The sequence below is a fragment of the Mesorhizobium sp. CNPSo 4689 genome, assembly GCF_057784325.1.
This window is the reverse complement of sequence record NZ_JBWLUZ010000004.1, coordinates 177,169-190,447: the sequence shown is the minus strand read 5'-3', so window position 1 is coordinate 190,447 and position 13,279 is coordinate 177,169. Positions and strand designations below refer to the sequence as shown.

Below are 13,279 nucleotides of genomic sequence, written 5' to 3'. Positions count from 1 at the left end.
AATGGCGCGTTAAAACCATGCTTTGACAACGAAAAACGGTAGCATCTTCACAACGAAAATCGGGCCGCGCTGATGGCGCGGCCCGATGCAGATAACTGAAGTCCGGTAAGCGATCAGCCGCGGAACAGCGACAGGATGGACTGCGAGTTGCCGTTGGCGATCGACAGCGCCTGGATACCGAGCTGCTGCTGGACCTGGAGGGCCTGCAGGCGGGTCGATTCCTTGTTCATGTCGGCATCGACCAGAGCGCCGACGCCCTTGTCGATCGAGTCGCTGAGGTTCGACAGGAAGCTCTTCTGGGTGTCAATACGCGACTTGGCGGCGCCGAGCGAGGCAGCGCCGGTGGACAGTGAGCTAAGCGCCGTTTCAACGTTGCCGAGTGCGGTGTCGATGGCGGCGTCGGTAACCGCAGCGGCGCTCGGATCGAAGAAGGTCGTGGCCAGCAGACCACCGACGATGCCGCCGGTGCCGGCCACGTCAAGAACCTGGGTGTCGGCAGCCGCGACATCGATCGTGTCGATGGTGACGGTCGCGCCGGTGCGGTTGTAGGAAGCGACGATCTTCAGGTCCGAAGCGGCGGCGCCGTCGTTCTGCAGCAGGTTCGAGCCGGCGAAATTGGCGTTGGTGACCGACGACTTGATCTGCGCCTGGATGGCGTTGATTTCGGTCGCGATCTTCTGCTGGTCTTCCTGGCTGGCGCCACGGGCGGTGACGAGCTTGGACTTGATCAGGTCGACCTGGTCCTTGACGTCATTGATGGCGGTGTAGGCGGTGTCGACCTTGCCGGCGCCGAGGCCGAGGGAGTCCTGAACGGCGGAAAGCGCCTTGTTGTCGGATTTCATCGAGGTGGCGATCGACCAGTAGGCGGCGTTGTCGCTGGCGGTGGCGACGCGGTAGCCGGTCGAAATGCGGGCCTGCGTCATTTCAAGCTGCTTGTTGGTGGAGTTCAGGCTCTGCAGCGCGGTCAGCGCCGAGGCGTTGGTCATGATACTGGACATGGCTACTCGTACCTTGTTTTTACACGTGTTTTTTTGACATACCGGCTTGTCCGGTATGACGGTGCGGCATCATGCCAATGATCGCTGAAACAGATCACCCGCCATCTGGAGCGACTATGGTGGCAAGTCCCTACCAAAGCGCTAAATCGGACGGTTAACCGAAAATATATTGCGGGAAATTCTTGCAGGCGCCGCGTTTGGCCGGACGGTCAGGTGAAGGATCGCACCAGGCTGCCGACGAGCAGGTTCCAGCCGTCGATCAAAACGAAGAACAGGATCTTGAAGGGCAGCGACACGACGGTCGGCGGCAGCATCATCATGCCCATGGCCATGGTGATGGTGGCGACGATCAGGTCGATGACGAGGAACGGCAGCACGATCAGGAAGCCGATCTCGAAGCCGCGGCGGATCTCCGAGATCATGAAGGCCGGCACCAGGATGCGCAGGTCGACGGTCTCCTTTGCAACGACCTGGCCGCGCTCGCGGGCAAGGTCGGCGAAGAGGTCGAAATCCTTGTCGCGCACATTGCGCAGCATGAAGGTACGGAACGGGTCCGAAATCTTCTCGAATGCCTCGGTCTGGCTGATCTGGTTGTCCATCAGCGGCTTGACGCCGGTGTTCCAGGCCTGGTCGAAGGTCGGCGCCATCACATAGAAGGTCATGAACAGCGATAGCGAGATAAGGATCAAATTGGCCGGAGTCGATTGCAGGCCGATGCCGGCGCGCAGGATCGAGAAGGCGATGACGAAGCGTGTGAAGCTCGTCACCATGATCAGCAGGCCCGGCGCCACCGACAGCACGGTGAGCAGGCCGAACATCTGGATGATGTAGCCGACGGTGGTGCCGTCGGCCTTGCCGATGCCGCCGAGATCCAGCTGCTGGGCTCCGGCGACGGATGTGGCGACGAACAACAGCGCCGCAGCGACGAGCAATTTTCTCATTCGAGCAGCAATGTCCTGATCAGAATCTGTTTGGCATGACCGCCGCTGCGGATAGCGGCGCGCTCCTCGAGGTCGGCCTTCAGATGCTGGTAGCCGCTGGCGCCCTCGATCTGATGCAGCTTCATCGTGCGCACCAGAGCTAGCAGATCCTGGTGGATCTCCTCGGTCATCGCCGATGGCTGCGGCGCGTCATAGACCACCGATGCCTCCAGCCTTATCCAGATCTCGGACGGCGCGGCGAGGTTGGTGGTGATCGGTGGTAGCGCGACAAGCGCCGGTCCGGCCTCGGTTCCGTGACCCTCGGCGCCCGCGGCCTTCCCGGTGCTGCCTTCGTTTTCCGGGGCCACCGGTACCGGCACCGGCCCCCCAGCGGCTTTCAGATAGCCGCCGGACATCCAGCCCATGCCGATGGCGGCGCCCGTCATCGCCAAGAGCATGGCGAGCTGGATAACAAGGGAAGGTCCCTTTTTTGGCTCGACCTGTTCGACATTCGCCATGGCTTGGTTTTCCCCTTCCGGCCCGTCCTAGAAAGGCAGGACCTGATCGAGGACCTGCTGGCCGTAAGCCGGCTGCTGGACCTCGCTGACGCGGCCACGGCCGCCATAGGAGATGCGCGCCTCGGCGATGCGTTCGTAGGAGATGGTGTTCTCGGCGCCGATGTCGGACGGCCGCACCATGCCGGCGATGGTCAGCACCCTGAGCTCGTAGTTGACGCGCACTTCCTGCGAGCCCCGGATCATCAGATTGCCGTTGGGCAGAACCTCGGTCACGACGGCGGCGACGTTCAGCTCGAGGTTTTCCGAGCGCTTGATTTCGCCGTCGGCGTTGGTTTCGGTGCTGGAGCTCAGGCCGGCATCACCCTTGCCGCTTGTGCTGTTGCCTTCCCATCCGAGCGTGACGTCATAGCCGAGCTTGCGCGCGGCGGTGCGGCTCCTGTCGTTCTGGTTCTTGAAGTTCGCCTTGTCGTTGAGCTTGATCTTGACCGTCAGGATGTCGCCATCGCGCAGTGCGCGCGGATCGGTGAACAGCCGGCTCTGGCGATCATCCCAAAGCGAGAATTTCTTCAAAGGCGCCGGCGGTGCTTCAGGATAGCTATAGGGGGCGTTGACGCTGCCGGTGATGCCAGAGCCGACCGGCGACAGCGCAGGCTCCCGGCCGACCTCCTTGAGATCGGTGCCGCAGCCTGACAGCACGGCGACGCCAAGCAGGATGAGCATTCTGCGGATCATGACGGATCTACCCTTCGCGCCGCGCTGGCCATGATGCCGGTGAGCGCTGCCGCCGCCTTCTGGTCCATTTCGTTGAGGATGACGCCGGCCTTGCGCGAATCGAGTTTCATCAGGATGGCGGCGGCGAGGTCGACATTGACCATCGCCAGGCGTTCGGCCGCGGCATCGGGCTTCATGCCGGCGTAGATCTTGACGACGCCGTCCTCGGCGCGCGCCAGGAACACCTCGCGCCGCTTCAGCCATTGCTCGTATTCGGCGCGCTTGTCTTCCAGCGCCTTCATGCGCTGGTCGATGCCGGCCTGCAGTTCCTTCAGCTCCTGCGCCTGCAGCGCATAGCGGCGGTCGCGCGCGGCGTCGGCGATGTTGGAGCAGAAGCGCTGGATCTCGCTTTCGTCCGGCGCCTTCTCCTTCGTCAGTTGCTGCGGGGCCACCGGCGGCGGCCCACTGGGCAGCACCTGGCGCACCGTGTCCTCGGCGCCGGCCGGGCCGATGGTCAGGAGCATGGCGGCGAGGGCCGAAGCGAGAAGCGCCGGCCCAGCGAAGCGAGAGTTCGGTTTTACGGAGAAAGGATCGATCATCGGCATGGCCTATTGGAGAACCAGGTCGGCCTGCAGGGCGCCGGCCGACTTGATGCCTTGCAGGATGGCAATGATGCCGTCGGGCTTGACGCCGAGGCGGTTGAGGCCGGAAACGAGCGTTTCGAGGTTGGGCCCGTCGAGCACGGCGACGCGCGCGTCCGGCCGGGTGGCCTCGATGGCGGTGAAGGGCTCGACCGCGGTCTCGCCCTTGGAGAAAGGCTCGGGTTGAACGACCCTCGGCGCCTCGGTGATGCGCACGGTGAGCGTGCCGTGGCTGATGGCGACCCGCGAGATCTTGACGTCGTTGCCGATGACGATGGTGCCGGTGCGCTCGTCGATGACGACGCGGGCCGGTGTGTCCGATTCGACGACCAGATTTTCGATCTCGGCGTAGAAGCGCGCCGCCGAAACGTTCTTCGGCCTTCTGATCTGCACCGTGCGGGCGTCGCGTTCGGCGGCCACGCGCATGCCGAAACGCTGCGCGGTGTAGTCATTGATGGCGTCGGCGATGCGAATGGCGGTCGAGAAATCGGGGTTGCGCAGTTGCAAGGTGAGCACGGCCTGGTCGTCGAACTCGGCCTGCACCGAACGCTCGACGATGGCACCGTTCGGCACCCGTCCGGCGGTCGGCACGCCTTGTGTCAGCTGCTCGGCCTGGCCCTGGGCGGTGAAGCCCGAAACGATGACGGATCCCTGTCCGACGGCATAGATCTCGCCGTCCGCGGCCTTTAGCGGCGTCATGATCAGCGTGCCGCCGGCCAGCGATGTCGCATCACCCATCGAGGAGACGTCGATGTCGATGCGGGCCCCCGACTGGACGAAGGCAGGCATGTTGGCGGTGACGATGACAGCGGCGACGTTCTTGGCGCGGGCACTGCCGCCCTCGGTGGCGATGCCGAGGTTTTCCAGCATGGCGCGGATCGACTGTTCGGTGAAAGGCGAATTACGCAGGCTGTCGCCCGATCCGGCCAGGCCAATGACCAGACCGTAGCCGACAAGCTGGTTGTCGCGCGCGCTCTGCAACTGGGCGATGTCCTTGATGCGCGACGCCACTTGACCCGGTGGCAGCGAGCTCGGCCCATTCGACACCCGGAACATCCGGCTGGTGGTGGCCGGGTCGTATTCCGGATCGTTGTAGACGCCGCCGTTCCTGGCGGCGAGCTCGCGCTTGGCCTTGGGCGTCAGCCCGTCGGCCAGGGCCGGCTGCAGGCCGAGAACGGCCGCCAGCAATAAGGCAAGTCCGCGCGTCATGTCGCGCTGACCCTGATGGTCCCGTCGGCCATCACCGTGCCGGAGATGATCTTGCCGCTGTCGACGTTGCGAACCTTGACGAGGTCGCCGGCAGCACCTGGTTGCAGGGTGACGCCCGAAGCCGAGATGGTCAGCCCGCCGGCGGTGAAATAGATCTGCACGGCAGCGCCCTGCTCGACCAGCCAGGCGTCGCGGATGGCGGCGGTGGGAATGTAGCGGCCGGGCAGCAGCGTGCGCTTGGCGACCTTGCCCTGGAGTTCCTCGGCCCGCGTGGCGACCGCATCAGGCTTGTGCTTGCCCGGCAGCAGCGTCACCTGCTTCAGGACGCCAAGCTCGACCGTCTCGCCCGGATAGATCACCCGGTTGGGGATCAGCACGACTTCGCTGACGGTCTGGTTGCTGGCGATCTGATTGGCCGACTGATTTGCCGACTCTTGGGCAACAGCGGGCACGCCGCCGGCCACCAGCGCCAGGATCAGCGCGGTGCGGAGGAATGCGGAGCGGGAGGTCGGCGAGGCCATCATCCGTTACCTGATGTTCTTGGACACCACCGAGGCCATGTCGTCGGCCGCCTGGATGACCTTGGAGTTCATCTCGTAGGCGCGCTGCGCCGAGATCAGTTCGGTGATTTCCTTGACCGGATCGACATTGGACGCCTCGAGATAGCCCTGCTCGACCGTAGCGAAGCCCGGGTCGCCGGGCACGCCGACATTGGCCGGGCCCGAAGCCGCAGTCTCCTGGAACAGATTGTCGCCGAGTGGTGCGAGGCCGGCCTCGTTGGCGAAGTTGGCGAGTTGGAGCTGGCCGAGAAGCTGGAGATCGGTCTGGCCATCGATGCGGGCGAAGATCTGGCCCGTTTTGTTGACGATGACCTCGACCGCATCGGCAGGCACGGTAATGGCCGGGACGACATTGGCGCCGTCGACAGTCACCAGCTGTCCCGTGGCGTTGGTGTTGAAGGCGCCGGCGCGGCTGTAGAGCGTGCCGCCGTCGGCGCCCTCGATCTGGAACCAGCCCCTGCCGGTCAGCGCCATGTCGAAGCTGTTGCCGGTGCTGGTCAATTCGCCCTGGGTGTGGACGTTGCGGACGGCCGTCGTCTTGACGCCGAGACCGATCGAGACGCCTTCCGGCACCAGCGAGGTGTTGGCGCGGTTGGGCACGCCCTGCGTGCGGTCGACCTGATAGAGCAGGTCGGAGAATTCGGCCCGGGCGCGCTTGTAGCCGGTGGTGTTGATGTTGGCGATGTTGTTGGCGATGACTTCCAGATTGGTCTGCTGGGCGTTCATGCCGGTGGCGGCGATGGCGAGTGCTTTCATGATGCGCTCCTAAATGCCCATGCGGCTGACTTCGAGATAGGCCGAGACGACCTTGTCGCGGATCGCGACCGCCGTCTGCAGGGCCTGCTGGGCACTCATGACGGCGTCGACGACCTGGCGCGTATCGGCGTCGCCGCTGAGCGCCTTGATCGATACCTGCTCGGCATTCTGCAAGGTGTTGACGGTCTTCGACGCAGCATGGCTCAGCGCCTCGGCAAAGGGCGCACCGACATTCTCCGTGGCCTGCGGCGACACGATGCCCTGGAACAGCCCTGTCGCCCCTTCGGCGCCTTCGGTCACCGGTTTGAGCTGAAGTGCGCCAATGTTGCCGATGCCGCTGATCATTACTGGTTCCTCATCAGGTCGATGGTCATGGAAATCAGGTCGCGCGCCTGCTTGATGACCTGAAGATTGGCCTCATAGGAGCGGTTGGCCTCGCTCATGTCGGCCATTTCGATCAGCACGTTGACGTTGGGCATCTTGACGTAGCCCTTGTCGTTGGCGGCTTCGTTGCCAGGCTGGAATTCAACGGGAAAATCCGAGGGGTCGCGGGCGATCGAGTTGACCTCGACGAGCGAGCCGCCGGATGAGCGGTCGAGCTCGGAGGCAAAGCTGATGGTCTTGCGGCGATAAGGATCGGAGCCCGGAGTCGTGCCCGTCGACTGGGCGTTGGCGAGGTTTTCCGAGACCACGCGCAGACGCTCCGACTGGGCGCCGAGGCCGGATGCGGCGACTTTGAGGGCTGCGGTCAGCGCGTCCATGTCAGCTCTTCACCGCCATCATCATCATGGAATGGAAAGCCTTGACGATCGCGGTGTTCAGCTCGAAAGAGCGACGGACCTCACCGGCCTTCATCAACTCGTCTTCCAGCACCACCGTGTTCTTGGACGGCATGATCGACCCGGTGGTTTCCTCCGGCTTGACGGTGAAGCCGGCATTGGTCGCCTCGGTGCCGAGGTGGCCGGCCTGGGTGGCCTGCAGCGACACCGCTGTGCGGTCGAGGACCTTTTCGAAGGGCTCGACATCGCCTGCGGTGTAGCCCGGCGTGTTGGCGTTGGCGATGTTGGAGGCAATGGCGGACTGGCGCACGGCCAGCCACTGCGACTGCTTGGTGGCAAGATCGAAAAGGTTGACGGGCTCCATGGGAATCTCCGGGCGGGTACGCACAAGACTAGGCTGCCAGTCTTGCGCGGACCTTGCGCTGAACCTGCGTCAGCGGGGGCGTGGCCCTGACGCGGCTATTTGGAGAGCTCGATCACCTGGTCGGTGCTGGTGACCATGACCCAATTGCCGCCGCGCTGCTCGATCGACGAGACGCGGCTGGAATCCGGCAGCACCGAACCGCGCTGGACGATCCACAGGCCGGCGTCGTCCTCGATCATGGCGCGGCCGTTGGCGACGTGCACCATGCGGAATTTGCCGGCATCGGCCGGGAAGGGCTGCTGCTCGAGACCAGGCGCCTGGTCGGGATCCTCGGTCTGGTCGGGCAAGGTGCCGGTGGCGAACAGGTCGACATCGGGGGGGACATCCTTGGCCGTCAGCGGCGCACCGCGATTTTCCAGATGCGAGCTGCCGCTGACACGACCGGGATTGGTGCCGCTGCCGCCGAAGTTGAGCGCCTGCACGCCGAACTGTTCCTGGTTGAAGAAAATGTACCAGGGAAACAGTGCGCAGATCAGGCCGAGCGTGATGCCAAGGGCTGCGACGACAAAGTCGCTGCGCCGGTCGGGCTTCTTTCCCAATCGGGGAAATTCCACCTTTGGCGGTTGCGGCCATTCGGTGCGCGGAAACAGCCCGTCGATGAGCGAGTCGCGGCTGGCCTCTGTCATCTCGACAGCCTCGGCCTGGGGACCCCTAGGGAGGGGAGGCTTGGCAGCCCTGGCCAGTGCAGCCTCAGCTTTGGCAACCCAGGCCCTGGCAGAAAGTGCCTTGGCAATTCTCGCTTCGTCAGCCCTGGCCTGTTCCTTGGCGTTGGCCTCGGCGATCATCTCGCGCAAGATGCGCTCGGTGTATTGACGCTCACTCTCCTGCATCGCCATTCTGCTTTCCCTTCAGGTGGCGGGCGAGATCGGCGAACGGATCGACCGACGCGCGGTCCCTCGGCGACTGCGTCAGCGCCTCGTAGATCAGCGGCACCTGGCGCACGGCGATGTCGAGCTCGGCATCGGCGCCGCCCTGATAAGCGCCGAGCAGACGGATGTCGCGCGTGTCCTCGAAGCGCGAGATCATCGACTTCAGCCGGGTCACCAGCATGCGCTGCTCGGGGCTCCATGCCTTGTCGGCCAGGCGCGAGATCGACGACAGCGGATTGACCGGCGGATAACGTCCCTGTTCGGCGATCGCGCGGTCGAGCACGACATGGCCGTCGAGGATGCCGCGCACCGAATCGGCGACCGGATCATTGTGGTCGTCGCCGTCGACCAGCACCGAGATGATGGCGGTGATCGACCCCTTGCCTTGGACCCCCGGGCCCTCGATGCCGGGTCCGGCCCGCTCGAGCAGCTTGGGCAGATCGGTGAACACCGAGGCCGGGTAGCCACGCGCGACTGGCGGCTCGCCGGTCCCCGTCGCCACCTCGCGCAGCGCATGGGCGAAGCGGGTGATCGAATCGAGCACCAGAAGCACGCGATGGCCCTGGTCGCGAAAATGCTCGGCGACGCGCATGGCGGTGTCGGGTGCGCGCCGGCGCATCATCGCGCTCTCGTCGCTGGTGGCGACGACGGCCACGGTCTTGGCCATGCTTTCGGCGCCGATCGTGTCCTCGAGGAATTCGCGCACCTCGCGCCCGCGTTCGCCGATGAGCGCCACGACGACCGTATCGAAGGCATCGGCGCCAGCGAGCATCGCCAGCAGCGTCGACTTGCCGACGCCCGATCCGGCAAAGACGCCGAGACGCTGGCCGAAGCAGAGCGGGGTGAAGATGTCGATGACCCGAACGCCGGTCATGAAAGCGGTGCCGACGCGCTGCCGCGCCATGGCGCCCGGTGTCGTCGTGCCTTCTCCCACGGCGACGCCCGATCTCACCAGCGGCGGACCGCCGTCGATGACGCGGGTGAGCGCGTCGATGGCACGTCCGCGCCACGAGGCGTGCGGCGTCACCGTCAGCGGGCCGCGCCGGAACACGGCGTCGCCGATGCCGGCATCGGCGCTGCGTTCGAAAGGCGCCACGACGACCTCGTCGCGACCGATCTTGACGATTTCGCCACGGCGCGTGCCGGAATGGCCGCGCTGCTCGACGATGTCGCCCAGCCTGGCGATGCCAGACAGGCCGCGCACCTTGTAATGGGTCGGCGAGATTTCGGCGACGCGGCCGCCGCGCCGCAGTAACGCATCTGGGTCATCGAACCGGCGCCAGATATGCTCCAGCGCCGCCAGCCGGTCTTGCGGCGCGGCGTCGGGCCGCTTTTCCAGGGCGCGTATCGAGGGCAGGCCGGTCGACATGCCGCTACTTGGAGCCGAGCGTCTTGATCGCGTCGTCGGTGGTCGTATTGGCCTGGCGTATCAGCGCCGCGGTGTTCTCGAAAGCGCGCTGGACCATGATCAGCCGGGTCATTTCCAGCACCGGATTGACGTTGGATTCTTCCAGGAACCCTTGCGCGACACCAACATCGGAGCGGTCGGTGACCGGCTCGGGCGTACGCGCTGGAACGATGCCCGAATTGCCGTAGCGGACAAAGTTCTGTCCGGGGTCGAAATCGTAGAGACCGATGGCGCCGACGAGCTGATCGCCCTGGCGCAGCGAGCCGTCGGCACCGGCCTTGGGTGGGCCGTTGCGCGGGTCGAGCTGGATCGGCGCGCCGCCGCTGTCGAGCACCGGATGGCCCTCGATCGACATCAGTTCGCCGGCATCGTTCATCGAGAAGCGGCCGTCGCGTGTCATCACCGTGCCGACGGGCGTCTCGATGGCGAACCAGGCGTCGCCCTGGATGGCAAAGTCGAAGGGATTGCCGGTCTCGGTCATCGAGCCATGCGCATTGGAAAGATAGGTGTTACCGGAAGAGGCGAAAGAGACGGACTTTGGCCCGGTGCCGGAGACGACGTCCTCGAACTTCACGCCGGTAGCGCGAAAGCCGATGGTCGAGGCGTTGGCGACATTGTCGGCGATGGTGTCGAGCCGGCGCTCGAGCGCGATCTGCGACGACAGGGCTACGTAGAGGCTGTCCTGCATGGTGTTCTCAGAACCTCAGTTTCTGCATGGCCATCATCAGATCGGTAGATATGCCGACCGTGGTCGGCTGGGCGAAAAGCACGCTGACCGATGTCTGCGCCGTCGAGGTCGGGTTGTTGATCTCCCACATGCTGGTGAAGCGGGTGAGGAACTTGCTCAGCTTTTCGGGGTCGGTGAAATCGGCGATGTCGAGCTTCTGCTCGAACGCCTGCGCCTGCTTGTCGATGTCGGCGGAGGCGAAGGAATCCGGCAGGCCGAGCGCGGTGCGGACCACGCTGGCGAGCGCGGTATCGGCAAGCACGTCGTACCAGTTGGTGATGCTGGACGCCTTGCGGTCGAAGTACAGCGCCAGCCGCACGCCTTCATTGGTCTCGCCGGCGTTTTCCTCCAGCGTCTGGCGCATGTATTTGTCGACCGTGTCCTGCTGGGCGGCGGGGAACAGCGTGGCGGTCTCGCCATAGGCGGCGAAATTGAATGCCTTGACGAAGGCGGCGTAGCGCTTGTCGGTCAGTTTGTTGGCGAAGCTGTCCTCGTCCGAGACGCCTTCCTTCAGTGCCTTGACCATGAAAGCCTTGGCGTAGGCCATGTCGCCGAGGCCGTATGCCTTCATGGCATAGGTGAACAGGCGTGTGTCCTTGACGAAATCGTCGATGGTTTTGACGTTGCCGATATTGGTAAGATAATAGTCGGTGTCGCGCTTCACGACAGGCTGCGCCTCGACCTGGTCGAGTGACTTGGTGATGTCCTTGGTGATGAGCTGATAGCTCGTATAAGTGTCCAACACGCTGCGCCTCCGGCCGAAGCTATGTCAGGACAATATCCTCACTTCCTTGCGCGAAGCTGAATCCGTGTCGGGACATGTTTCGCGACGCTCGTGCAACATTGGGGATTCAAGCCTCACACAAGGCACGGGGATTATCCGTTGATCCTGAAGCGACATGCGGAAGGATCTTGCGTGGGCATTCTGATTGGACTGGTGGTGACGCTCGGCTGCGTTCTCGGCGGCTTCATGGCCATGGGCGGCCATCTTCACGTGCTGATGCAGCCATGGGAAGCGGTGATCATCTGCGGTGCGGCGCTTGGCACCTTCCTCGTGGCCAACCCGATGAAGACCGTCAAGGATACCGGCAAAGGCATTCTCGAAGCCTTCAAGCAGGCGGTGCCGAAGGAGCGGGACTATCTTGAAACGCTCGGCGTACTGCACAGCCTGATGCGCGAGCTACGGTCCAAGTCACGCAGCGAGGTCGAGGCGCATATCGACAATCCGGAGGAATCGGCGATCTTCCAGGCATTCCCGACGGTGCTGCACAACCATGACCTGACGCATTTCATCTGCGACTACTGCCGCATCATCATCATCGGTAATGCGCGCTCGCATGAGATCGAGGCGCTGATGGACGAGGAGATACACACCATCAAGGCCGACAAGATGAAGGCCTATCATGCCCTGGTGGCGGTGGGTGACGGCCTGCCTGCGCTTGGCATCGTGGCCGCCGTGCTCGGCGTGGTCAAGGCGATGGGCGCGCTCGACCAGTCGCCGGAAATCCTCGGCGGCCTGATCGGCGCGGCGCTTGTCGGAACCTTCCTCGGCATCTTCCTGTCCTATGCTCTGGTCGGGCCGGTCGCCACCAAGATCAAGACCGTGCGCGAGAAGCGGAACCGGCTCTATATCATCGTCAAGCAGACCTTGCTGGCCTATATGAACGGCGCCCTGCCGCAGGTCGCGATCGAGTTCGGGCGCAAGACCATCTCGTCTTACGAGCGGCCGACGATCGACGCCGTCGAGCAGAGCACGATGAACACCGGCACGGCCGAGAAGAAAGCGGCCTGAGCATGCGCAGCGACAGAGGCCGTTCGTCGTCATGACCAGCCCAGGCAGTCCGTCCGAGACCCGTTCCTTGATCATCGAGCGTCTGGTCGGCGACAGCGGCGAAGCCGCCCATGTCATCGGCGCCGGGCGCGGGATGGCCGAGCGCGCCGTGCCGCTGCTGCAGAAGAGCCTCGCCGGTGAACTAGGCGCACCAGTCACCGTCGACCTGCGCGCGGTAGAGGTAAGCCGCGTGCCCGACGCGCGCGCGTATGCCGGCGACACATTCGCCATGACCATCGTTACGTCGCCGACGTCCTCCGACGCCATGACTCTGGTGATCGATGCGCCTGCCATCGCGGTGATGGTCTGTGCGCTGTTCGGGGGTGATCCGGACCTGGCGGTTTCGCCGATCGAGCGTGAGCTGTCGCAGATCGAGACCGACGTGGCGACGATGGTGTTCCAGGAAGTGGCGCAGGCCTTGAACGGATCGGGCAGGCGCTCGCTCGAGCTGCGGCTGCCGGTACAGCGCGCGATGTCCGGTGCGGAAGCCAAGCGGCGCGTGCTGCGCGATGGAGCGGCGGTTCGCATGGTCTTCGGCATCTCGACGCCGACCGATAGCGGCACGGTCACGGTGATGATCCCGCAACGCATCCTGCTGGCGACCCGTGGCGGCGCGGCCGGTGCCAATGACGACCAGACGACGGGGTCGGACTGGCGGGCGCGGTTCTCGGAAGAGGTGATGCGCTCGACGGTGACGCTGAAGGCGACCATGCCGCTCGCGCGGCTGACGCTTGGCGACCTCGCCAGCCTCGAGGTGGGGCAGATCATCGAATTCGAGGAGACCGCGCAATCGCAGGCGCGGCTCAGCGCACGCGACAAGACGCTATTCGTTTGCGAGTTCGGCAAGCTCGGCCAGAATTACACCGTTCGCGTCCGCCATCCCTACGATGCTGGGCAGGACTTCATCGATGGGCTGATGCCGGGCTGA

General features: G+C 64.5%; 17 protein-coding genes. 2 read left to right on the top strand and 15 right to left on the bottom strand.

The genetic code is table 11. The features are described 5' to 3' along the window. Positions 1-113 precede the first annotated feature (113 nt). The 15 genes from AC04SI_RS08535 to AC04SI_RS08465 form a co-directional block, all read right to left on the bottom strand. The gene (locus AC04SI_RS08535) at positions 114-998 is read right to left on the bottom strand and encodes a flagellin N-terminal helical domain-containing protein (RefSeq protein ID WP_192177886.1); all 885 of its coding nucleotides are present in this window, start codon (positions 996-998) and stop codon (positions 114-116) included. A 209-nt stretch (positions 999-1,207) separates the two neighbouring features. Beyond that, positions 1,208-1,939: a flagellar type III secretion system pore protein FliP gene (gene fliP / locus AC04SI_RS08530; protein ID WP_404276199.1), complete on the bottom strand. Its 732-nt coding sequence runs from the start codon at positions 1,937-1,939 to the stop codon at positions 1,208-1,210. After that, on the bottom strand, positions 1,936-2,436 hold the full coding sequence (locus AC04SI_RS08525; protein WP_488474112.1) for a flagellar basal body-associated FliL family protein: 501 nt from the start codon (positions 2,434-2,436) through the stop codon (positions 1,936-1,938). Before AC04SI_RS08525 ends, fliP begins: the two co-directional genes overlap by 4 nt. Before the next feature lie 27 nt (positions 2,437-2,463). Beyond that, complete coding sequence (gene flgH / locus AC04SI_RS08520) at positions 2,464-3,168, bottom strand: flagellar basal body L-ring protein FlgH (RefSeq protein WP_404276196.1); 705 nt, start codon at positions 3,166-3,168, stop codon at positions 2,464-2,466. Beyond that, the gene (locus AC04SI_RS08515; protein WP_404276195.1) at positions 3,165-3,752 is read right to left on the bottom strand and encodes a MotE family protein; all 588 of its coding nucleotides are present in this window, start codon (positions 3,750-3,752) and stop codon (positions 3,165-3,167) included. Before AC04SI_RS08515 ends, flgH begins: the two co-directional genes overlap by 4 nt. Positions 3,753-3,755: 3 nt before the next feature. After that, positions 3,756-4,997: a flagellar basal body P-ring protein FlgI gene (locus tag AC04SI_RS08510; protein ID WP_006204087.1), complete on the bottom strand. Its 1,242-nt coding sequence runs from the start codon at positions 4,995-4,997 to the stop codon at positions 3,756-3,758. Continuing rightward, a complete protein-coding gene (flgA, locus tag AC04SI_RS08505) occupies positions 4,994-5,518 on the bottom strand; it encodes a flagellar basal body P-ring formation chaperone FlgA (RefSeq protein WP_404276192.1) in 525 nt (174 codons plus the stop codon). The genes AC04SI_RS08510 and flgA overlap by 4 nt, the downstream gene beginning before the upstream one ends. Positions 5,519-5,524: 6 nt before the next feature. Next, on the bottom strand, positions 5,525-6,313 hold the full coding sequence (gene flgG, locus AC04SI_RS08500) for a flagellar basal-body rod protein FlgG (protein WP_192177892.1): 789 nt from the start codon (positions 6,311-6,313) through the stop codon (positions 5,525-5,527). A gap of 9 nt (positions 6,314-6,322) precedes the next feature. After that, positions 6,323-6,658 (bottom strand): flagellar hook-basal body complex protein FliE, encoded by a 336-nt coding sequence (fliE, locus tag AC04SI_RS08495; protein WP_488474111.1) that lies wholly within the window; start codon positions 6,656-6,658, stop codon positions 6,323-6,325. Further along, positions 6,658-7,074 (bottom strand): flagellar basal body rod protein FlgC, encoded by a 417-nt coding sequence (gene flgC / locus AC04SI_RS08490; protein ID WP_404276188.1) that lies wholly within the window; start codon positions 7,072-7,074, stop codon positions 6,658-6,660. The genes fliE and flgC overlap by 1 nt, the downstream gene beginning before the upstream one ends. 1 nt (position 7,075) lies before the next feature. Further along, a complete protein-coding gene (flgB, locus tag AC04SI_RS08485) occupies positions 7,076-7,456 on the bottom strand; it encodes a flagellar basal body rod protein FlgB (protein WP_404276186.1) in 381 nt (126 codons plus the stop codon). A 95-nt stretch (positions 7,457-7,551) separates the two neighbouring features. Beyond that, a complete protein-coding gene (locus AC04SI_RS08480) occupies positions 7,552-8,352 on the bottom strand; it encodes a hypothetical protein (RefSeq protein ID WP_404276184.1) in 801 nt (266 codons plus the stop codon). Further along, a complete protein-coding gene (gene fliI, locus AC04SI_RS08475) occupies positions 8,333-9,754 on the bottom strand; it encodes a flagellar protein export ATPase FliI (RefSeq protein ID WP_488474110.1) in 1,422 nt (473 codons plus the stop codon). Before fliI ends, AC04SI_RS08480 begins: the two co-directional genes overlap by 20 nt. A 4-nt stretch (positions 9,755-9,758) precedes the next feature. Continuing rightward, positions 9,759-10,481 carry a flagellar basal-body rod protein FlgF gene (flgF, locus tag AC04SI_RS08470; protein ID WP_488474109.1) on the bottom strand — a complete coding sequence of 241 codons (723 nt, stop codon included), beginning with the start codon at positions 10,479-10,481 and terminating at the stop codon, positions 9,759-9,761. A 7-nt stretch (positions 10,482-10,488) separates the two neighbouring features. Beyond that, a complete protein-coding gene (locus tag AC04SI_RS08465; protein WP_488474108.1) occupies positions 10,489-11,265 on the bottom strand; it encodes a DUF1217 domain-containing protein in 777 nt (258 codons plus the stop codon). Between the two features lie 171 nt (positions 11,266-11,436). On the opposite strand from AC04SI_RS08465, the gene motA reads away from it, so the two are divergent. Together motA and AC04SI_RS08455 are read left to right on the top strand one after the other, a co-directional pair. After that, entirely contained in the window at positions 11,437-12,312 is an 876-nt protein-coding gene (gene motA / locus AC04SI_RS08460) for a flagellar motor stator protein MotA (RefSeq protein ID WP_192177899.1), read from the top strand. 31 nt (positions 12,313-12,343) lie between these two features. Further along, on the top strand, positions 12,344-13,279 hold the full coding sequence (locus AC04SI_RS08455) for a FliM/FliN family flagellar motor switch protein (protein WP_404276176.1): 936 nt from the start codon (positions 12,344-12,346) through the stop codon (positions 13,277-13,279).